Source organism: Sinomicrobium pectinilyticum (assembly GCF_003725735.1).
Classification (GTDB): domain Bacteria; phylum Bacteroidota; class Bacteroidia; order Flavobacteriales; family Flavobacteriaceae; genus Sinomicrobium; species Sinomicrobium pectinilyticum.
Genome location: NZ_RJTM01000029.1, coordinates 107070 through 128998, shown reverse-complemented (window position 1 = coordinate 128998; position 21929 = coordinate 107070). Strand labels below are relative to the sequence as shown.

The following is a 21929-nucleotide window of genomic DNA, read 5'->3' as shown; positions in this document are numbered from 1 at the left end:
TACCCTTATAGATGCACAAAAAAGCAATGACCCTAAAAAATTATAAAAAATAAAATAAAAAGAGAACCGTAGATTCCGTGATAAGTTTGCGAAGGTGCTTCAGGGAAACAGTGATGTGATATTCCACCGCTTTTCTGGATATCTGCATTTTTTCCGCTATCTCCCGGTTCGACATGGAATCGTCCCGGCTCATGCGGAATATGGCCAGGCTTTTGGCCGGGATAGACTGGATACTTTTCTGAAGGATGCTCTGGGTCTCTTTCAGGTTCATTGCCTCTTCGACATCATTGGCATGGAGGATATGATTAACCCGGTCCAGCAGTTTCTGATTGATCTTGTTTTTGCGAAGATATTCGAAACACTTGAGCTTTACCGCCTGGTGCAGATAGGCATTGACATTTTCGATATCAAGTTCCCCGCGTTTTATCCATATGCGGATAAAAACATCCTGCACTACATCCTTTGCAGCCTCCCGGTCCTGTAAAATAGAAAAGGAGATTGCAAGGAGTTTCTGCCAATACCTGTTGTAGATCTCGTGAAAAGCGAGTTCGTTGTTTTCCCGGATAAGGTCAAAAAGCTTGTTATCTGTAACTTCCATAGTAGCAAAGGCAATAGTATAAAATTTACGGGAGGCTGTTATTAATAAATGTTTAAGAAACTGTTTTAAATGCTATCCTTCGGTTCTTATACATTGCTTTGGATTTACGGAATAATATACAAATTGATTTTTAATAAAATGCACTTTTTATTAATGACTGATAATATATTTAGAAGTATTCGGGTACTCGTCGCAAAAAAAGTTTATAAAAGCCACAGTAACTGCAATAAATCCAAAACGCCGGAAATGGAATGATTAGCCACAACAACGGAGCCATAATAAAGTATACCTGTCCGTGGCAGGGCCAAAACAGCATTTAACGCGGGCCTCACGTTTAATGCCCGGAAAAACAGTCATAGATTTCAGATGATTTCAGTTCAGATCATAAAAAATGAAAAACACTGGAAAATCATACGATTAACAGTGCTTTTTATACTGAAAAGTCGGGGTGACAGGATTCGAACCTACGACCTCGTCGTCCCGAACGACGCGCGCTACCGGGCTGCGCTACACCCCGAAATACAACTAAAAGTGTATGAAGGCTGCAAATATAGGATTTTTTTGTTAAAAAAATTCCGATTGTGTTTTTTACACCTAAAACTTTGTAAATTGTTCAGGTAAAGCAAAATACGACACATACCGTAATCAATAATTAACCCTGATTTTCATAAGGACCTGATGAGAAAAATACATATAATTCCTTTGCTGTTTATTGTCTCCTTAGTTGCCTGTGCACAACAGAAAGACACTACAATACACGAACCCGAAAGTGTAGATTATACCGTAGAAACTATTGTAGACGATCTCAGCGTTCCCTGGGGCATGGCATTTCTTCCCGATGGCAGCATGCTTATTACCGAACGATCGGGAGAGCTGATCCGCTTCAGAGACGGAGAAAAAACCACTATAAGCAATGTACCTGAAGTATACGCCCGCGGACAGGGCGGACTAATGGACATACTGCTTCACCCGGATTATGAAAACAACGGCTGGATATACTTGTCCTACGCTTCCCCCGAAGGCGAAGAAAGCGGGGCCCATACTGCTATTATACGAGCTAGAATCCAGGGTAATGCCCTGAGCGACAAACAGCTTCTTTATAAAGGCACACCCAATACCCGCAAATCCCACCACTTCGGGTCGCGTATGGTTTTTGGACGGGACGGTTATCTTTATTTTTCCATAGGGGAACGTGGCGATCGTGATATTAATCCACAGGATATTACCCGCGATGGCGGAAAAGTATACCGCATTCAGGAAGACGGCAGCATTCCGCGGGATAATCCCTTTACCGGGAATCCCGAAGCCAAACATGCCATTTACAGTTACGGCCACCGCAATCCGCAAGGTATGGTCGTTCATCCGGAAACCGGGGAGATATGGGTGCATGAACACGGCCCGAAAGGCGGAGATGAAATAAATATCGTTAAAAAGGGAGCCAATTACGGCTGGCCGGTCATTACCTATGGTATCGATTATGACGGTACGGTCATTTCCGAAGAAACCGAAAAAGAAGGTATGGAACAGCCCGTATATTATTGGGTACCTTCCATAGCCCCGAGCGGCATGGCTTTTGTTACTTCCGATATATACCCGGACTGGAAGGGAAATCTCCTTGCCGGTTCTCTGTCATTCCAGTACCTGGAAAGGCTTGTAATGAACGGCAACGAAGTGACCTACCGGGAAAAACTGCTCCCCGGTACAGGCCGTGTACGCGACGTAAGACAAGGACCCGACGGGTATATCTATGCCGCCATAGAAGGCAAAGGTATTGTAAAAATAGTTCCGGAAAAACCCTGATACCGGTGAGACACACATCCCTCTCACATACCATCATGCCTCATTTATCACCGTTTTGACCCAAAATGTCACAGCTGTCATAATATGGAAATGCCGTTCCCGAATTTTAAAACTAATTGCGTACCTTCGTAACCGAATTTTTTGGTCATAAAAAACGATAAAAATGAGTAAATACGATGTCATAGTTGTGGGCAGTGGCCCCGGAGGATATGTTACTGCCATCAGAGCCTCACAATTGGGCTTTAAAACCGCTATTGTAGAAAAAGAGAACCTGGGGGGCGTTTGTCTGAACTGGGGTTGTATCCCTACCAAGGCATTGCTCAAGAGCGCACAGGTATTCGAATACCTGAAACATGCCGGAGACTACGGACTTAGTGTAAAGGAATATGACAAGGATTTCGGTGCCGTAATAAAAAGAAGCAGGGGTGTTGCCGATGGCATGAGCAAAGGAGTACAGTTCCTGATGAAAAAGAACAAAATAGATGTTATCAACGGTTACGGGAAGGTGAAACCGGGTAAAAAGGTAGAAGTAACCGGAAGTGATGACAAAAAAACCGAATACCAGGCCGATCATATTATCATAGCTACCGGCGCACGTTCCAGGGAATTACCAAGTCTGCCACAGGACGGGAAAAAAGTGATAGGCTATCGCGAAGCCATGAACCTGCCGGAACAACCTAAAAAACTGATTGTAGTAGGTTCCGGGGCCATCGGGATCGAATTTGCTTACTTCTACAATACCATGGGAACGGAAGTGACCGTAGTGGAATATTTGCCGAATATCGTTCCCGTAGAGGACGAGGACGTCTCCAAACAACTGGAAAGAAGCTTTAAAAAAGCAGGAGTAAAAATAATGACCTCTGCCGAAGTTACTAAAGTAGACACTTCCGGAAAAGGGGTCAAAGCCACGGTAAAAACCAAAAAAGGCGAAGAAGTACTGGAAGCGGACATTGTGCTCTCTGCCGTAGGTATCAAAACCAATATCGAAAACATAGGCCTGGAGGACGTCGGTATCGCTACCGACAGGGACAAAATAGTGGTTAACGATTACTACCAGACCAATATACCGGGATACTATGCCATAGGCGATGTAACTCCGGGGCAGGCTTTGGCACACGTAGCTTCTGCCGAAGGTATTCTCTGCGTAGAGAAAATTGCAGGTATGCATGTGGAAGCCCTGGACTATGGCAACATACCCGGATGTACATATTGCATACCCGAAGTAGCTTCCGTAGGACTGACCGAAAAACAGGCCAGGGAAAAAGGATATGATATCAAAGTAGGTAAATTCCCTTTCTCTGCTTCCGGTAAGGCAAAAGCCAGTGGCAATGCCGATGGTTTTGTAAAAGTGATCTTCGATGCCAAGTATGGCGAATGGCTGGGCTGCCATATGATCGGCGCCGGGGTTACCGACATGATCGCAGAGGCCGTTGTAGCCCGGAAACTGGAAACTACCGGTCATGAAGTACTCAAAGCCGTACACCCACACCCCACAATGAGTGAAGCAGTGATGGAAGCCGTTGCAGATGCTTATGACGAAGTAATCCATCTCTAAGAGATAACCTAACACCATACAAAAGCTTCTGCGGTATTTTAGCGGAAGCTTTTTTTAAATCCTATATCATGTTAAAAAGCTTCAGGATAACCGCCATTCTGGAAGGTATTTCATATTTATTGCTGTTTCTGGTAGGCATGCCGTTAAAATATATTTTTGCACATACGGCCACTAATATGATGATCGGGTATATCCACGGTTTTCTTTTTATTCTTTATGTGATTCTTGCCGTACTGGTATGTTATCAAAAGAACTGGGGACTGAAACGGTTCTCGCTGCTCTTTATCGCCGCGCTGCTACCTTTCGGTACCTTTTACGCCGAGAAAAAATACCTCAGGGAAGATCAAAACACCTTTTCCACCTCATCATAACCCGACAATAATTCGAAAAACACCGGCTTTTGAGACTATTTAATGCCTAAGTTATGACCTAACTTCGGGATATATCTTATTTTTGCCAGATTAACACCTAAATGCTGATAAAATGAAAAAGATCGTATTGTTAATGGCCATGGGCTTTATTGCCGTTTCCAACCTTCATGCACAGGAAGGCGAAGAGCTACTTAAGGGAAAATGGATGGTAGGGGGATCTTTTGGTTTTTCCAAAGATAACAACTCGGGCACCGAGACCACCGATTTTTCCATATTACCTTCCATCGGTATTTTCCTGGAAAATGATTTTGTAGTAGGTCTCAGTGCCGGATACGAACAATCCAAAGTAAAAATTGACGGGGTAAGTTCCAAAAAAGAATTTTACGGCGTACTTCCCTACGCCAGGAAATACTGGTTTCCTGCTTCAAAACTGATGCCCTTTGCACAGGGAGACGTGAGACTCGGGTGGGCCAAAGACAGTAGTGCGGACAATTTTGCGTGGGGTGTTAACCTGCGGCCCGGCCTCACTTACCGGCTCAACGACAGCATTGCCTTTGACGCCATCATAGGCCGGTTCGGTTATGATAATGAAGGTAAAGATTCGGACAACTACGGTTTCGGCCTGGACCTGAACGAACTGAGGCTCGGGATTATCATATTCCTGTAAGAAATACTGTTTCACAAAACCGAATAAATCATCTCTTTTACAGACTATCAACAATGCAACTTACTGAACTGAATGCCATTTCCCCTATTGACGGGAGATACCGGAACAAAACCGAAAACCTGGCCCCTTTCTTTTCCGAAGAAGCCCTTATCAAATACCGGGTACGGGTAGAGATCGAGTATTTTATTGCCCTCTGCAACCTTCCCTTACCGCAATTAAAGGATTTTGACCGGGCCCTTTTCGGAGACCTGAGAGGTATATATACCAACTTTTCAGCACAAGATGCCGAAGCTATAAAAGAGATCGAAAAAACCACCAACCACGATGTGAAAGCGGTGGAATATTTCATCAAACAAAAGTTCGATGGCCTCGGGCTGTCCGCTTCGAAGGAATTTATCCACTTCGGACTTACCTCCCAGGACATCAACAATACATCCATCCCCTTGTCACTGAAAGAAGCGGTGGAGGAAACATATATTCCGTGCCTGGATAAAGTACTTGTAAAGCTAAAGGAACTTGCAGCCGGCTGGGCCGATATTCCCATGCTGGCCCGCACACACGGCCAACCGGCTTCCCCTACCCGTCTCGGCAAGGAAATACAGGTCTTCATTACCCGTATCGAAGAGCAGCTGGCAGTCCTGAAAACCATTCCGTATGCTGCTAAATTCGGTGGGGCCACAGGAAATTACAATGCACACCACGTAGCATACCCCGAAACCAACTGGAAAGCCTTCGGTACCCATTTCGTAGAAGAAATGCTGGGATTAAGCCATTCTTTCCCCACTACGCAAATAGAACATTACGATCATATGGCCGGCCTGTTCGACGCACTAAAACGCATCAATACCATTTTAATTGATCTGGACAGGGATATCTGGACCTATATTTCCATGGACTATTTCAAACAGAAGATCAAAGAAGGTGAAGTGGGGTCTTCGGCCATGCCGCATAAGGTGAACCCGATAGATTTTGAGAATTCGGAAGGAAACCTGGGAATTGCCAATGCCATATTCGAACACCTGTCGGCCAAACTACCCGTATCCAGGCTGCAACGCGACCTGACGGACAGTACCGTGCTGCGAAATATCGGTGTACCTTTCGGACATACGCTGATCGGCTTTTTGTCTACCCTTAAAGGATTAAACAAACTGCTGCTGAATAAAGAGAAATTTGCCGAAGACCTGGAAAACAACTGGGCTGTTGTAGCGGAAGCCATTCAGACCATACTCCGGCGGGAAGGTTATCCTAACCCCTACGAAGCCCTGAAAGGCCTTACCCGTACCAATGAGAAAATAAACCGTCAATCCATAGCAAAGTTTATAGATACCCTAGATGTCCCGGACGCCATTAAGAACGAACTGAAGCAAATAACCCCTGCCAATTATACAGGGATCTGAAAAAGGGAAATTTAAAGGAGATGTCTGAAAATAACAGGAAATAAGTTACTTTTCAGACATCTTTTTTTAGAGCGATCCTGTTCTTTAAACTATTCCCCCAAAAGCTTTTTCAGGTCTCCGAGCTGTCCTTCATCGATATCCGATTTTTCGATGAGCTTTACGAATTCCATCATTTTTTCCGGGTTCATTCCTTTTCCGAGAATACGTACCAAAGCAAAACCGCGATCGGGGTCTGCCCCGAAAAACACTACTTCATCAATAGATTTGTCATCTCCAAGATATTTCAGCACCGCACGCCTGTTTTTATCGGACATCCGGAATAATTCCTGGAAACCACCCTCCGCAAGTATGGCATTCACTTTTGCTTTCTCAGTCTCGAAGACTTCCCTGTTCTCTGTCGTCACCGGGAGGGCGAGGACATTAAGCTTTTTAACTGATCTATAAGCCTCTTTCTGTTCTTCCGTAAGATCGGCATTAGATATATTCAGCATGCTGGAAGGTATATCCAGGCTGATAAAGCCTTCTTTTTCAGCACTATCTACATAGTATTGCTGAAGGCTCTGCCCGTCACCGCACGCACTCATTACCGCCAGAAAGAGGGCCAGAAATGCACCTGTCCATAAATTATTTCGTCGCTTCATTGGTATATTATTTTGATTACATCCTGTTTTATTCTCCATATATCCGGTTAGTTTCCGGTTTTAATTACAGGATTCCGGGCAGAATAAAGGTCTCCGCTTTTCAGTCATGCCTTAACGCTACCCGAAATTCCCCTGTCAACTCTACCTATCGGTTCTTCCCGGCCTCATCCAGTTCGGAAGGAAGGTTCATTTTTTTGGTAAGCATACTTATCTTGTTCAGGTCTATATCCCCGGTAAGGGACAGCAATACCGTTTCTATATTGGTACCTCCTATTTCCACGTCTTTCATTCCGGAAACAAACATCAGCAATTCGCTTACATGGTCTTCATCGCGGCCCGGACGGATATAGAACTTTACATTGGACCCCTTGTCTTTGACCCTCATGAGTTCTTCCAGGGAGGATTTTTTAATATAGTCATTCATGGTAGACTGCATTTCTTTCGCTATGGCCTTGTTTTCGGTAGAGAACACTTTCAGGTTCTTCAATGATTTCACCATACTCATAAACTCCTTCGCTTCCGGATCGTCTGCTTCTATTCTTGAAAATAATTTAAACATGTTCTGGTTTACTATCACTGCCGACACGTCATCCATAGCCTCAAACCTATCAAATTCGGACTGTGAAAACCCCAGGGCAGGCAATATCGCAAGCAGCATGCACACCATCCATTTTCTGCTCGTCATTCTGGTCAATCCGGAGGTTTTACCGTGCTTTTCCCGGCTTTCCGAACAGGAAAGTCCATGGAATTCTCTCAACTTTTTCATCTTTTTCTGTTTTACTGTAAATCGTTATGGTTTTGTTTTTTCTTTTTGTTTTCGGTTTTTCACCTGTTCTCTACAGGTAATATTTTATTTTTTGTTTCTTCGAACTCGTTCAGGTATTCTATTTTGTCTGTCCCTTTGTTCAGGTTTTCCCCTATCATATAGAGGGCCTCTACAGTTTCCTGGTAAGCGAGCAAAGCCTCTTTTTCTTCCGCGGACGGACGGCTGGAAAACCATATCCCCACAGCTATTGCTACTGTAGCCGCAACCGAAAGCCAGGCGTAATTTCGTCTCTTACCGGGTTTAATCCGAAATTCCTTTTCAGACTTTTCTTTTCTTGCTTCCGAAAAATACCGGAACATAGGCCGGTAAGCCACCAGGTGCGGAGCCACCTCGTCTTGTGAGAAATAAGCCCTAAGTTCCTTTTCTTCTGCTGTTGTGGTTGTACCCTCAAAGTACTTTTCCACCAGTTTTTCTATCCTAGCCAACTCCATAATTGTGTTTTTTTATCAGTTCTTCCCGGACCGTTTTCCGGGCTCTCGACAAGGCTACCCGCACCGCGGTGGGGTTCATGTCCAGCATTTCACTTATTTCTTCGAATTCGTATTGTTCCACATCCCGCAACTGCAATATGATCTTTTGCTGTTCGGGCAGGCTTTCCATGATCTCCTGCATGAGGGACACGCTGTCTCTGGCCTCTATCTCCCGTTGCAAAGAAATATTTTCATCCGTATAATTACTGTGCACCAGTTTCAGGTTTCCTGCCTGTTTGGAACGCAGCCTGTCCAGGCAATAATTTTTGGTCGCCGTAACCGCAAAGGCCTCTACACTTCTGTAGGTACCTATCTTACTTTTATTGGCCCACAATTTCAGCAGTACCTCCTGCATGGCATCTTCAGCCTCTTCAGTAGATACTAGGAGCCGTTTGGCCAGCCGGAACAGCTTGTCCTTAAAAGGCATCACAGTATGTAAAAACTCTGCCTGTTTCATTTTTTGTCGGTTAGTCTGTTTCCTTCCCGGGAAAACAATTACTATTGGTTACTTTGTTTTTTCTGTTCCGCATCTGTTTTTAAAGGTACCTTAATAGCGGTCGTTCAAAAGGGAGACGAACGAGTTGAAAAAATGTTACAAAAAATTTCCAAAAGCCAATAATTAAAGTAAATTTAGCGTTTTATAACCGGGTGCCCCCTCCTTGCTTATACGGATAACCGTTATCTATGTGTTAGTTTAACCAACAAATAATAGTAATTTCAATAACCTAATCCTAACTGTACCAAAGACGAAACACACCCCCCTGCCTTTTGTCTTGCGATCAAAAAACATAAATGTATGAAAAAGCTTTTTTACCTCTTTGTATCCGGCCTGGTTTTATGGAGCTGTTCCGATAAGGACGATGATGCTTTTGTACCTAAGCCATCGGAAAACCTGGAAGTCCAGGATTTTGTCTGGAAGGCGCTTAACTTGTGGTATTACTGGCAGGGAGATGTCGCTGACCTTAGCGATACACGGTTTTCCAGTAACCAGGAATACCGAGATTTTTTAAGTAATTATTCCGATCCGGAAGCATTGTTTGAGCACTTAAAATATAACAGAAGTGAATCAGACAGGGACCGTTTCTCCTGGATCGTGGAGGACTATAATGAACTTGTCAATTCGCAACAGGGAATATACAAAACCAATGGCGTAGAGTTTGGATTGAGTAAGTATTCGAACAGCGATGATGTATTCGGATATGTAAGGTATATATTACCCAATTCCGATGCTTCTACCAAAAATATCCGGCGTGGGGATGTATTTGTAGCTGTTAACGGAACAACGCTTACCGTCGACAATTATAGTGAGTTACTTTTCGGGCAAAATGATACTTACACACTCAATATGGGTGATGTAGAGAATAATACTATTTCTCCTAACGGCGAAGAAGTAACACTGACCAAACATGAATATACCGAAGATCCTGTTTACCTGTATGATGTATTTACCATTGGAAGTCATAAAATAGGGTATCTTGTATATAATGGCTTTACAGCTTCTTTCGATAATACACTGAACGATGTTTTCAGTGACTTTAAAAGCCAGGGCGTAACAGACCTCGTCCTGGATTTACGATACAACCCGGGAGGCTCCGTTAATTCGGCACTTCAATTGTCAAGCATGATTACCGGCCAGTTCACCGGAGAATTATTTATTAAGCAGCGCTATAATGAAAAGTTACAATCTCAATTTTCAAAAAGTGATTTAGAGGATTATTTCCCGGACGAACTCTCGGACGGAACGGCAATAAACAGCCTCGGACTAAACAAGGTATATGTACTGGCATTAGAAAGCAGTGCTTCAGCAAGTGAATTAGTGATGAATGGGTTAGCTCCGTACATTGATGTAATCCATATCGGTTCAGAAACCACAGGAAAAAATGAATTTTCCATAACCCTGGTAGATGCTCCTGAGTATAATTATATATATAATGAATCTCGCAAAAACGCAATCAACCCGAACAACTCCTGGGGAATGCAGCCACTTATAGGCAGAAGCGAAAATGCGGACGGCTTTTCGGATTACACTGAGGGACTTATTCCCGATATCGAACTTTATGAAGACCTGGAAAATATGGGAATATTGGGTAGCACCAATGAACCGCTTTTGGCCAGGGCTATCCAGGAAATAACCGGAGTTTCTGCAAGGCTGGCGAAAACCGGGCCGGGAATGTCCATTGAAATACTGACGGACAGTAAAAGATTTACCCCAATGAAAGATAATATGTATATAACACCTAAAGATCCGGAAGAATAAAAACCTAATCGCAAATTTCAATCTGCCATAAATAACGCCCCGGGATCTTTTATGCGAACCCGGGGCGTTATTTTCTTACTTATTTGTTTGCTTAAAACACCAAACTAAACCCTACTCTCACATTCCTCCCCCTGGTCGTATACCCTACCAGTTCTACATAATCCTCATTGAAAATATTGCTTACATTGGCAAAGAGTTTCATTTTGTTTTTCAGGATGCTGTGGCTTATATAGGCATCGAAAGTGGAAAAGCTATCCATCAGGATTTCGCCGGAGTCCAGGCGGTCATCCACGTACTGGTAACTGACAGACGCAAAAGTTGTGGGGCACAGGGTAAACCCGGCAGTGGCATTGACTTTATGTTTCGGAATACGAAGTGCTACCTGGTCGCGTTTTTCGGTAAAGGTATAATTCGCATCCAGCTGAAGGAAGTCCACAGGCTTTACAGAAAGTTCGGTTTCTACACCATTCACGGTAAAGTCCCCCATTACATTCCTATATTGGTACACGAAATTATCCGGGTTTATCAACAGGTAATCAATACGATTCTCTTCTTTTCGGTTAAAGTACAAAGCACTTAACCGCCACGCCCCGGAACCGTATTCCAATCCTCCTTCCAACGTACGGTCTTCTTCCGGTTCCAAATCCGGATTCGGGCCAAAATCTCCGTAAAGTTGCGATAAGCTGGGAGCTATGTACGATGTACTGAAAGACCCCAAAGCCTTGATATAACTCTTTTCCTGTAACGGAAAAGTAAAAGAAGGGTTCAGGTTATACGTAAAATGTGTGCCATAATCGCTGTGGTTATTCAGCCTTGCCCCGGCGTTCATGTTAAGCCCGAAACCGGACACCCATACCACATTGGCATAGGGGTCGGCAATGGTAAAGTCACGGTCACGGTCAAATTCCGCTTCGCTGCGAATATAATTCACCCCTACTATAGTATAGAAACGGTCGTTAAAATTGTATTTGTTATACAGGTCCACCACCAGGCTGTTGGCATCGTATGCCGAAGGAAAGTCAGATATGGTTTCCCGTTCTATCTTGTTATAAGCAACACTGGCCTGTACACTGCCGTTCCCGTAGGTAAATCTGGGAGCTATGCCCGTACGGTATTGTTTACTCAGACTCCGGTCGGACGTATCGGAAAAACCTTCGTTCGTATACCCGTCTATATCCGCCTTGAACTTATCATAGTTACCGAATACATCCACGGAAAACCGCTCTGTTGCTTTATAACCTACTTTTACATTGGTATTGAAACGGGAAAAAGGATCTCTTTCCGTTCCGGATACGGCAGCAGAAAGCCCGTCCGTATATTGTTGTGCAAAACCTGCCTGGTAGGTTACCTTACCGGAAGTTCCGCTTACGGCAACACTATTGGAAAAATCGGCCAGGTCGTAATCCTGGTCATTGTGCGACTGGTTAGTACCTATACTGGAACGGAAGGTTGCAGACAGGGGTTTGTCTGCCGTTTTTTTGGTGGTAATGTTTATTACTGCCGTAGCGGCGGCATTACCATAAAGGGTACTGGCCGCTCCTTTGACGATCTCTACGGATTCTACCTTGCTGAGATCTACCAGGCGCAGGTCGAAATCGTTATAAATGGAAGACGGGTCGCTCATTTGCACACCGTCTATAAGCACCAGTACCTGCCGGTTACCTCCGCCCCTGATATAATACCCCAGGTTTTGCCCGGCATTACTGCGGCTCCCCCCTATTTCTATACCGCTCTTGGTATTGATTACTTCTGCCAGGGTTTTTCCCTGGTTCTTCTCCAGTTCTTCGGAGGTAATTTTAATTACCGTTTTTCCGGAATTCTCCCGTTTCAGTTCAAAGCGGGAATCTGTAACGACTACTTCGTCCAGTTCTTGTACTTCCTGGGCAAAACCCGCAGTACATAGCAGTGCCAGAGCACCGAAAGAAATTGTTCTTTTCTTCATTTTTGTGTTTAATACATGGGAAAAAGTATGGCTATGCATACGCAAACTTTTATCCCGAAAGTTTGACATCCGTTTAAAATCAGGCAGGTCTCCTGGCTTGCGTCCTGTTACAGGCCTTCCCGTTCGGATAATTATCGGAACAGTGGCAACGAAGTGATTGTAACAGGCATCCCGATAGCTCCCGATAATCCCGATAATTATCGGGATCGGGACGGGACTGAGCTTACAGTTGCGGGTACAGCCCGGGTTTTACACCCGGTTCCCTTTTCATCGGCAATGCCGAACCAGATTTTGCGGCAAAAGTACGAACTAAAGTTGGAAGTACGAAGTTAGAAGTACGAAGTAAAAACCTTACTATTCTAAGCATTCCTTATCACCCTGAGCCCGCGAGGGGCCTCTTGACTACCTGAATGACCCGGAACTTCTAACTTCCAACTTCGTACTTCTAACTTTTATTAACTACCTTTGTACCGTTCATACATACTATTTCCCATTATAAGTGAAGTTGCACCCAAATATCAGGGGTTACTTCTTAAAAAGGAACCGTGTGAAAATCACGGGCTGACGCGCAACTGTAAGTAACGCGAAGTTGCTGCCGTACCACAATCCATTGTCCCTACAGCTCCCGGGATGAGAAGGATGGCAGCAATGTTACAAGCCAGGAGACTTGCTTATAATGCAGAGACGTATGCTTTCGCGGTTTTGAAGCAGTAGTCGGGATATTTTTGCGGAAAAATCACCTGCCCGGGTGGTGTGTTCTGCTGACGGATTTATCCTCTCTTCTACGATTCATTTAAGGCATACGGAAAAATAGTTGGTAAGGAACATTAATGTATTTGATGTTTAACTTAATGCTATTTTAAAATGCAAAAAAACAATTTGGGCTACCCCCGTATCGGCGCCCGGCGTGAACTGAAAAAAGCCTGTGAACAGTATTGGTCGGGCGGCATTGACCGGAACGAACTGCTCTCCGTTGCGGAAGGGCTCCGCAGGCAGAACTGGAAAGTACAACAGGAGGCAGGTATAGACCTGGTGCCCTGTAACGATTTCAGCTTTTACGATCAGGTCCTGGACATGTCCCTCACCCTCGGTGCCATTCCTAAACGCTACACTCCTGTACTGACACAGAACAAGGATAATACCGAACTCGACCTGTATTTCGCCATGGCCAGGGGATATCAGAAAGGCGGACTGGACATTACCGCCATGGAAATGACCAAATGGTTCGACACCAATTATCACTATATCGTGCCCGAATTCTATAAAGACCAGGAATTTAAATGGTTCTCTTCCAAAATAACCGAAGAGTTTACCGAAGCCAAGAAGGTACTGGACAAAACACCGAAGCCCGTTCTAGTCGGCCCCGTTTCCTACCTTTTACTCGGTAAAGAAAAAGAAGAAGGTTTTCACCGTATAGACCTTCTTAAAAACCTGCTCCCGGTATACCTGGAAGTCTTGAACAAACTCAAAGACCTTGGTGCGGAATGGGTACAGCTGGACGAGCCCTTTTTGTCCCTTGATCTTACCGAAAACGAAAAGAAAGCCTACAAAGAAGCCTATACCACCATTGCCAAAGCCTGTAAGGACCTTAACATCATGGTCGCTACTTATTTTGAAGCCCTGGGCGACAATACGGATCTCGCCGCTTCGCTTCCTGTAAAAGCGCTTCATATAGACCTGGTGCGGGCACCACAACAATTGGACACTGTACTGAAGGCAATCCCGGAAAGCTTGTCGCTCTCCCTGGGCGTGGTAGACGGACGTAACATCTGGAAGAACGATTATAGAAAGTCGCTGGAATTCATCGGAAAAGCCACTACGGCCCTGGGAAACGAAAGAGTCTTTATAGCTCCTTCATCTTCCCTCCTTCATACACCCTACGACCTGGAAGCGGAAACGGAACTGGCTCCGGAAATAAAGAACTGGCTTGCTTTTGCCCGGCAGAAACTCGGAGAAATATCCGATCTCTATGACATCCTGAACGGCAACAAGGCCTTACTGGAAGAAAACACAAAGGCCCTGGAAAGCAGGCGTATGTCGTCTCTGATCCATAAACAGGAAGTGAAAGACCGGGTAGCTGCAATTTCCGGAAAAGACACCTCCAGGCTCTCTGGTTTTGAAACAAGGCAGAAACTGCAGCAAACACGTTTCGGGCTTCCCCTCTATCCTACGACCACCATCGGCTCCTTTCCGCAGACCACGGACATCCGTAAACTTCGTGCCGCACTGAAGAAAGGTACCCTTAGCCATACCGAATATGAAGCGAAGATCGAAGCCGCAACCATCGAGGCCATAGATATTCAGGAACGTATAGGCCTGGACGTACTGGTTCACGGAGAATTTGAACGCAATGACATGGTAGAGTATTTCGGGGAGTTGCTGGAAGGTTTTGTGTTCACCAAAAACGGGTGGGTACAAAGCTATGGCAGCCGCTGCGTAAAGCCCCCTATTATTTTCGGAGATGCGAGCAGGCCCGAAGATATGACCGTTCGCTGGAGCCGTTTTGCCCAGGAACACACGGACAAAATTGTCAAGGGAATGCTTACCGGTCCGGTTACCATATTGCAATGGTCCTTTGTAAGGGACGATCAGCCACGATCGGAAACTACATTCCAGATCGCTTTGGCGATCAGGGATGAAGTCGTAGCCCTGGAAAAAGCAGGTATCTCCATGATACAGATCGACGAACCCGCTATCCGGGAAGGTTTACCCCTCCGCAAGAGAGACTGGCCTGTCTACCTGGACTGGGCCATAAAAGCTTTCCGAATATCCGCCAGTGGCGTCAAAGACGAGACCCAGATACATACCCACATGTGTTACAGCGAGTTTAACGACATCATAGAGCACATAGCCGCCATGGACGCAGATGTCATTACCATAGAAACTTCCCGTTCGCAAATGGAATTGCTGGAAGCCTTTTCGGATTTCAAATATCCGAACGAAATAGGCCCCGGAGTGTATGATATTCATTCACCGCGGGTCCCTACCGTAGAAGAAATGGTTGCATTGCTCGAAAAAGCAAGTGCGCTGTTACCTGCACAAAACATTTGGGTAAACCCGGACTGCGGACTGAAAACCCGTAAATGGGAAGAGACTGAAGCTGCTCTTACCAATATGGTAAAGGCTGCAGCAAAAATCAGGGAAAGTGTAGATCAGCCCGTTTCCTGATCCGTATCACCGTATTTAACTTTAAAGAAAGGCTGTTTTATATCTCCCGGAGGTAAAAAAACAGCCTTTCCTTATTTTCCCCCTCCTTGAAAAAATTCGTAAATCACTATCATGAACCGTGTTTTAATAAATAATTTTAAAAATATCTCCTGAAAAAACACCTGCAATTATTAATATCGAAAAATCCGCTTGTGAAAATGCCCCGGTTTCGGTAGCTTGCAGCACTAATTCATAAAACTGATTCGTATGGCATTCGATCCCGCAAACAAGATACAGGACCTGCAATATTTCGGAGAATTCGGTGGGGTCAACCCTTCGGTTTCCGATTCGTCCACCTACACCTTTCTTTCCGCAAAAACCATGTTCGACACCTTTGAAGGAAATACCGAAGGTTGCTATCTCTATTCCCGGCATTCTTCCCCTTCCAATCTCTATCTCGGCGAAGCCCTTGCCGCTATGGAAGGGACAGAAACAGCCAATGTCACCGCCAGTGGCATGGGAGCTATCACCGCCGTTATCCTGCAATACTGCAATGCAGGCAGTCATATTGTTTCCGGAAGAACAGTTTACGGAGGCACCTATGCCTTTATGAAAAACTTTCTCCCCCGGATGAACATACATACCTCTTTTGTAGATACTACCTCCGTAGAAAAAGTAGAAGCCGCTATTACCGAAAAAACCAAAATGCTTTATTGCGAGGTCGTGAGCAATCCCCTGCTGGAAATAGCAGATATCCGGGCCTTATCCGAAATTGCCAAAAAACATAATATTCCGCTGGTTGTGGACAATACCTTCTCCCCGCTCAGTATTGCTCCTGCTCAGCATGGTGCTGATGTGATCATCCACAGCCTTACAAAATTCATCAACGGCAGCAGTGACTGTGTAGGCGGTGTAGTTTGCGGCAGTAAGGACTTTTGTCTTTCCCTGAAAGATGTTAACGACGGCGCGGGCATGTTGCTGGGTAGCACCATGGACAGCCTGAGGGCGGCATCCATACTCAAAAACCTCAGAACATTGCATATCCGTATTAAAAAACACAGTGAAAATGCTCTTTTCCTTGCGAGGAAATTCGAAGAAGATGGCCGCAAAGTGGTTTACCCCGGCCTGAAATCACACCCCGGCCATGAAACCATGAGGAAGCAGTTAAATACCGAATACGGTTTCGGGGGAATGATGACCCTTGATGTCGGTTCTCTCGACAAAGCCAATGCACTTATGGAAAACATGCAAAACAGCAACCTCGGGTACCTTGCCGTAAGTCTCGGCTTCTATAAAACCCTTTTCAGTGCACCGGGCACCTCCACTTCTTCCGAAATTTCTCCGGAGGAACAAAAACAAATGGGACTTACCGACGGACTTATCCGTTTCTCCATAGGTCTGGACAATGATATAGAACGGACCTATGACAAAATGAAAACATGTATGAAGACGCTGGGGATATGAGAAAGTGAGATGGTGAGAAAGCGAGAGGTGAAAGGGTAGTGAAACGAGTTATATGACAAACGCGGAATTTAACGAGCAGATGAGAAACCGTACGCCGGAATATGCTGTGCGGGTGTTGGGTTTTTCGGAGGCTATTCCAGAAAATATTTCTGCCAGAGTGATCGGTTATCAGTTGGCTAAGTCGTCCACTTCGGTAGGAGCCAATTCCAGGGCATTCTGCAGAGGAGGCTCTGCAAAGGAACACTATGCCAAGATTTGTCTCGTAGAAGAAGCCGATGAATGTCTGTATTGGGCCAAAGGCATTGAAAGATTGAAAATCGTATCAAAAATCAAATCCACCTGTAAAAAATAATCTCCCATGTCCTCACCTCTGATCTTCTCTCACTGTCTCACCATCTCCCCTTCTCTCACCTCTAAAAAATTTGTAAACCTTTAGGCAAAGTCGTATTATTACAACCTGTAAACATCCGGTGCGGCATACTGAAAAAGCAGCCCGTATCCCGGAACATAAGAATACCCGGAACAATTTTAATTATATGGAAGAAAACAAGGTCATTGAAAACAGGGAATTATCGATCTGGGAAGCCCTTATCCCCGTATTTGCGCTCATAGGTATGTTAGCTTATAATGTCCTTTTTGTTTATAAAGACGATGCCTTGTCCGGTTCCAACCAGTTTATCCTGCTTCTCGGGGCAGCTGTAGCCGCTGTCGTAGGTTTTTTTAATAAAGTTTCTTATGAAGTAATGATGGAAGAAGTGGCTCGGAATGTGAAATCCACGACCGGGGCTATCCTGATATTGCTGATGGTAGGAGCACTTTCGGGGACATGGCTCATCAGCGGCATTATCCCTTCCATGATCTATTACGGCCTGCAAATCCTTAATCCTACTATTTTCCTGGCTGCCTGTGTCATTATTTGTGCTATTATATCGGTAGCTACCGGCAGTAGCTGGACAACTTCAGCCACAGTAGGTATTGCCCTGATCGGGATAGGCGATGCTTTGGGTATTTCACTGGGCATGACTGCAGGGGCTGTACTTTCGGGTGCATATTTCGGCGACAAAATGTCTCCGCTCAGTGATACCACCAACCTTGCCCCTGCCATGGCAGGAACAGATCTGTTCACGCATATCCGCTATATGGCCCTTACTACCGTACCTACTATCACAGTTACACTTATCGTATTTATCATCCTGGGCTTTACCATAGATACCACGGGAAAACCCGATACCGATGGCATTCTTGCCGCCATAGACGAATCTTTTTACATATCTCCCTGGCTGTTTATAGTTCCGGCCCTGGTTATCCTTATGATCATAAGAAAAACACAGCCGCTCATTGCATTACTTACCGGGACCCTTCTTGGCGGAGTATTTGCCGTCATTTTTCAACCGGATATTGTAACGGGCATAGCAGGAGAAAGCAGTCTTAACTTTCATTCTGCATATCGCGGGGTGATGGATGCCATAACCATAGATACCTCGGTAGAAACCACAAATCCGGCACTTAACGATCTCTTTTCTGCAGGAGGCATGTCCGGTATGCTCGGTACCATATGGCTTATTATCTGCGCCATGGTGTTCGGGGGGGTTATGGAAGCCATAGGAGCATTGGCCAGAATTACGGACAGTTTATTAAAGCTCTTTCATACGACCTTCGGGTTGTTTGCCAGTACCGTTGCCAGCTGCCTTGCCCTGAATGCTACAGCTTCGGACCAGTATCTCGCCATTGTGGTTCCGGGAAAAATGTTTGCAAAAGCCTATAAGGACAAGGGGCTGGCCCCGGAAAACCTGAGCAGGAGCCTGGAAGATTCGGGCACGGTCACTTCCGTACTCATTCCGTGGAATACCTGCGGAGCTTATCACAGCAGTGTGCTGGGGGTCTCTCCTACCGCATATGCAGGGTATGCGGTATTTAATTACTTAAGCCCGTTTATGACACTTCTCTTTGCTGCTTTCCGCATTAAAATAAAACAACTCAGTGATAAATAGGCAAAAGCCTGCCGGCAGACTCTTGTACGGAACAAATCACAAAGGAAAAATAATATTTTCAGCGTTTAGAAATAAAATTACGGATACAACAAATACCACCCTTCATAATTGACAAGTACCTAAAAAAAACCTCTCTTTTTCACCCCTATTAAGAACCTCTATCAGACTATAAAATATTATAATCTATCTCAATGCAAAGGCACGGGATACTATGCTATTTTTGCATCAGAAAAGTATTAATCCAATAAAAATAATAACTATGGCATTAGTAGGTAAAAAGTTCCCCAACATAGCAGTTGATGCTATGAATGAAATGGGTGATACATTCAAAGTGAATGTATTGGAAGAAGCGATAAAAAACAACAAAAAAGTTATCCTGTTCTGGTATCCGAAAGACTTTACTTTCGTATGTCCTACGGAGTTGCACGCTTTCCAGGCCGCTTTGCCGGAGTTTGAAAAAAGGAACACTGTGGTTATCGGTGCTTCCTGTGATACTCCCGAAGTACACTTTGCATGGCTGAACACAGCTAAAGATAACGGAGGTATTGAAGGTGTAACCTACCCTCTGCTTGCCGACAGCAACAGAAACCTGGCCAACATGCTGCGCATCCTGGATCTGCAGTCCGAAGCATACAACGAAGAAACCGATTCGTATGTTTACGAAGGAGATAATGTAACTTACAGGGCCACTTTCCTTATCGATGAAGAAGGTACCGTATTCCACGAAAGTGTAAACCATATGCCGGTAGGACGAAATGTAAATGAATTCCTGAGACTGATCGATGCCTATGCACACGTTCAGACACACGGGGAAGTATGTCCTGCCAACTGGGAAAACGGTAAAGAAGCCATGTCTGCCAACAGACAAGGTGTTGCCGAATACCTGAGTGCCAACTAATATACGGAATTAAAAGTTCCGGTCTTTTTGGTATCAGGTTCCCGACTTTACTACTGGGAATGATTTCCGAAGGTAAAGTCGGGATACTTTTGCCGGGGTTACGGACTTCGGAAAATCCCGGTGCAACATGTAAAAAACGAAAGTAAAAACAAGTGTTATGATACAGGAATTAGAGAAAGACAACCTTCCCGAGGTTGTTGCAGGAAATGACACGGTATTTGTTCAGTATTCCGCCGGATGGTGTGGTAACTGCCGTATTATGAAGCCTAAATTTAAAAAATTTGCTTCCGAAACGGAAAATGCCTCCTTTGTAGTGGCGGATGCCGAAAAATTCCCGGAATCAAGAAAGCTGGCAAATGTGGATAATCTTCCTACTTTTGCCGCCTTTAAAAACGGGGAACTGGTAAATCAGATCCAGACCAATAAGACAGATGTTTTAAAATCATTTATCGAAAATAACAAATAGCAGGTTAACCAGGGGCTGCATTTTATAACAACGGAAACATGAAGTTACCTATCATAAAACATCTGGCAAATTTTATAGAAGAAAATGACCAGGACTATGTCATCGAAGCCATAGAAACCCTGGAAGCACTCACGGAAGTCCCTTCCCTGAAGGATGAGGAACTCGACGTAATAGGAGAACTTATCTCCAATATGTACGGTGCCGTGGAAGTAGATAAAATGGTAAAAGACGGTATGTCCAGAAAAGAAGCATTGAATGCTTTTATGGGCAGGGTCCTCGGCTCCATCGACAAATAAACGTACCCGGTTGGGAAAAAATTGCTGATAATCCTCTTTCTCTTTGCGGGAAAGGGGATTTTTTCTTTCCGTCCTCCCGGGTTTTTCCTCAAAGATTGGCTATCTTTACAATCACTTGTCCCATATACGGACACGATGTATAATACCTAAAAAAAAACAAGAAAACATGGCAACAGTAACGCTTAAAGGAAATACGATAAAAACTGCAGGGGAATTACCCCGAACCGGCGAAAAAGCACCTGGCTTTTCACTGGTTAAAAACGATCTTTCTTCTGCTTCACTTCAGGATTTCAAAGGAAAAAGAGTTGTATTGAACATCTTTCCGAGTATAGATACCGGTGTATGTGCCGCTTCGGTACGCAAGTTCAACCAGAAGGTATCCGGACTGGACAACACAGCCGTATTGTGCATCTCCAGGGACCTGCCTTTTGCTCAGGCCCGGTTCTGCGGTGCGGAAGGACTGGACAATGTGATTACCCTGTCCGATTTCCGGGAAAGGGAATTCGGGAAAAGCTATGGGGTGGAATTTGTGGACGGCCCTTTGGCCGGACTGCTTTCCAGGTCGGTAGTAGTCATTGACGAAGATGGTAAGGTTATCCATACCCAACAGGTGGCGGAGACCACGGACGAACCGGATTACGAAGCTGCCGTTAAGACCCTGAAATAATCATCAGACTATCCTAAAAAACGGCAGCAGGCAGCCTTGGATTTCTGTCAACTGCCGTTTTAGTTTTAGTTGTTCAATATCAGGAACATGAGTTCTTTCTTCAAAAACCGGGTAAAAAGTGTCCGGTATGCTGCCAAAGGGGCTGTGATCCTGTTCCGTACGGAAGCCAGTATACAGGTGCAGTTTACCATAGCCTGTATAGTGACCGTCGCAGGTTTTTACTTCGATATTTCCGCTACGGAGTGGATCCTCCAGATACTCACCATAGCCGTTATTATGAGTGTGGAAGGCCTGAATACGGCCATAGAGAAAATGGCCGATTTCATACACCCGGACCATCACCATAAAATAGGCATCATAAAAGACATTGCCGCAGGGGCTGTTTTTATAGCTGCTGCCACGGCCATTATCATTGGCTGCATAATCTACATTCCTAAAATATTTTAAAAATATATTTTAATCCTGTACGTTTGTAA

The 21929-nt window shown here is 44.8% G+C and carries 21 protein-coding genes, 1 tRNA gene and 2 riboswitches; of the genes, 15 read left to right on the top strand and 7 right to left on the bottom strand.

The genetic code is table 11. From position 1 onward, the window contains the following. Window positions 1-40 precede the first annotated feature (40 nt). Window positions 41-598 carry an RNA polymerase sigma-70 factor gene (locus tag ED312_RS05930; protein ID WP_123215087.1) on the bottom strand — a complete coding sequence of 186 codons (558 nt, stop codon included), beginning with the start codon at window positions 596-598 and terminating at the stop codon, window positions 41-43. A gap of 443 nt (window positions 599-1041) precedes the next feature. Then, window positions 1042-1115 (bottom strand) — tRNA-Pro (locus ED312_RS05925). Window positions 1116-1276: 161 nt separating this feature from the next. Between ED312_RS05925 and ED312_RS05920 the strand changes: the two genes are divergently transcribed. The 5 genes from ED312_RS05920 (at window position 1277) to purB (ending at window position 6388) form a co-directional block, all read left to right on the top strand. Continuing rightward, on the top strand, window positions 1277-2398 hold the full coding sequence (locus tag ED312_RS05920; RefSeq protein WP_123215086.1) for a PQQ-dependent sugar dehydrogenase: 1122 nt from the start codon (window positions 1277-1279) through the stop codon (window positions 2396-2398). Between the two features lie 163 nt (window positions 2399-2561). After that, the gene (gene lpdA / locus ED312_RS05915) at window positions 2562-3953 is read left to right on the top strand and encodes a dihydrolipoyl dehydrogenase (protein WP_123215085.1); all 1392 of its coding nucleotides are present in this window, start codon (window positions 2562-2564) and stop codon (window positions 3951-3953) included. A 68-nt stretch (window positions 3954-4021) separates the two neighbouring features. Further along, window positions 4022-4324, top strand: a complete 303-nt coding sequence (locus ED312_RS05910; RefSeq protein WP_123215084.1) for a DUF3817 domain-containing protein — start codon at window positions 4022-4024, stop codon at window positions 4322-4324. A 112-nt stretch (window positions 4325-4436) separates the two neighbouring features. Then, the gene (locus tag ED312_RS05905) at window positions 4437-4991 is read left to right on the top strand and encodes an outer membrane beta-barrel protein (protein WP_123215083.1); all 555 of its coding nucleotides are present in this window, start codon (window positions 4437-4439) and stop codon (window positions 4989-4991) included. A 53-nt stretch (window positions 4992-5044) separates the two neighbouring features. Continuing rightward, entirely contained in the window at window positions 5045-6388 is a 1344-nt protein-coding gene (gene purB, locus ED312_RS05900) for an adenylosuccinate lyase (protein ID WP_123215082.1), read from the top strand. Window positions 6389-6477: 89 nt separating this feature from the next. On the opposite strand, the gene ED312_RS05895 is transcribed toward purB, so the two are convergent. The 4 genes from ED312_RS05895 to ED312_RS05880 form a co-directional block, all read right to left on the bottom strand. After that, window positions 6478-7029 (bottom strand): DUF4252 domain-containing protein, encoded by a 552-nt coding sequence (locus ED312_RS05895; RefSeq protein WP_170164452.1) that lies wholly within the window; start codon window positions 7027-7029, stop codon window positions 6478-6480. A 145-nt stretch (window positions 7030-7174) separates the two neighbouring features. Further along, complete coding sequence (locus ED312_RS05890) at window positions 7175-7714, bottom strand: DUF4252 domain-containing protein (RefSeq protein ID WP_123215168.1); 540 nt, start codon at window positions 7712-7714, stop codon at window positions 7175-7177. A gap of 140 nt (window positions 7715-7854) precedes the next feature. Continuing rightward, window positions 7855-8286: a hypothetical protein gene (locus tag ED312_RS05885; RefSeq protein ID WP_123215080.1), complete on the bottom strand. Its 432-nt coding sequence runs from the start codon at window positions 8284-8286 to the stop codon at window positions 7855-7857. Next, the gene (locus tag ED312_RS05880) at window positions 8273-8782 is read right to left on the bottom strand and encodes an RNA polymerase sigma factor (protein WP_123215079.1); all 510 of its coding nucleotides are present in this window, start codon (window positions 8780-8782) and stop codon (window positions 8273-8275) included. Before ED312_RS05880 ends, ED312_RS05885 begins: the two co-directional genes overlap by 14 nt. A gap of 339 nt (window positions 8783-9121) precedes the next feature. Here ED312_RS05880 and ED312_RS05875 point away from each other — a divergent pair, with 339 nt between their 5' ends. Further along, window positions 9122-10582, top strand: coding sequence for a S41 family peptidase (locus ED312_RS05875; protein WP_123215078.1), 1461 nt, complete (start codon window positions 9122-9124; stop codon window positions 10580-10582). 91 nt (window positions 10583-10673) lie between these two features. Here the strand turns inward: ED312_RS05875 and ED312_RS05870 are convergent, their stop codons facing one another. Beyond that, a complete protein-coding gene (locus tag ED312_RS05870; protein ID WP_123215167.1) occupies window positions 10674-12524 on the bottom strand; it encodes a TonB-dependent receptor plug domain-containing protein in 1851 nt (616 codons plus the stop codon). 65 nt (window positions 12525-12589) lie between these two features. Further along, window positions 12590-12828, bottom strand: a riboswitch (cobalamin riboswitch). Between the two features lie 176 nt (window positions 12829-13004). Next, window positions 13005-13213: riboswitch (cobalamin riboswitch) on the top strand. 175 nt (window positions 13214-13388) lie between these two features. Between ED312_RS05870 and metE the strand changes: the two genes are divergently transcribed. From metE to ED312_RS05825, 9 genes are all read left to right on the top strand, one after another. Further along, window positions 13389-15692, top strand: a complete 2304-nt coding sequence (metE, locus tag ED312_RS05865) for a 5-methyltetrahydropteroyltriglutamate--homocysteine S-methyltransferase (RefSeq protein WP_123215077.1) — start codon at window positions 13389-13391, stop codon at window positions 15690-15692. Between the two features lie 246 nt (window positions 15693-15938). Beyond that, window positions 15939-17135 carry an aminotransferase class I/II-fold pyridoxal phosphate-dependent enzyme gene (locus ED312_RS05860; RefSeq protein WP_123215076.1) on the top strand — a complete coding sequence of 399 codons (1197 nt, stop codon included), beginning with the start codon at window positions 15939-15941 and terminating at the stop codon, window positions 17133-17135. 52 nt (window positions 17136-17187) lie between these two features. Beyond that, window positions 17188-17487 (top strand): four helix bundle protein, encoded by a 300-nt coding sequence (locus ED312_RS05855; protein WP_123215075.1) that lies wholly within the window; start codon window positions 17188-17190, stop codon window positions 17485-17487. A gap of 184 nt (window positions 17488-17671) precedes the next feature. Further along, window positions 17672-19126, top strand: a complete 1455-nt coding sequence (gene nhaC, locus ED312_RS05850) for a Na+/H+ antiporter NhaC (RefSeq protein ID WP_123215166.1) — start codon at window positions 17672-17674, stop codon at window positions 19124-19126. 259 nt (window positions 19127-19385) lie between these two features. Beyond that, window positions 19386-20024: a peroxiredoxin gene (locus ED312_RS05845; RefSeq protein ID WP_123215074.1), complete on the top strand. Its 639-nt coding sequence runs from the start codon at window positions 19386-19388 to the stop codon at window positions 20022-20024. A 157-nt stretch (window positions 20025-20181) separates the two neighbouring features. Then, on the top strand, window positions 20182-20490 hold the full coding sequence (locus tag ED312_RS05840; protein ID WP_123215073.1) for a thioredoxin family protein: 309 nt from the start codon (window positions 20182-20184) through the stop codon (window positions 20488-20490). A 38-nt stretch (window positions 20491-20528) separates the two neighbouring features. Continuing rightward, a complete protein-coding gene (locus ED312_RS05835; RefSeq protein WP_123215072.1) occupies window positions 20529-20786 on the top strand; it encodes a DUF6952 family protein in 258 nt (85 codons plus the stop codon). A gap of 166 nt (window positions 20787-20952) precedes the next feature. Then, on the top strand, window positions 20953-21453 hold the full coding sequence (gene tpx, locus ED312_RS05830) for a thiol peroxidase (RefSeq protein ID WP_123215165.1): 501 nt from the start codon (window positions 20953-20955) through the stop codon (window positions 21451-21453). 87 nt (window positions 21454-21540) lie between these two features. Beyond that, window positions 21541-21900, top strand: coding sequence for a diacylglycerol kinase family protein (locus ED312_RS05825; protein WP_123215071.1), 360 nt, complete (start codon window positions 21541-21543; stop codon window positions 21898-21900). The last annotated feature ends 29 nt before the right edge of the window (window positions 21901-21929 follow it).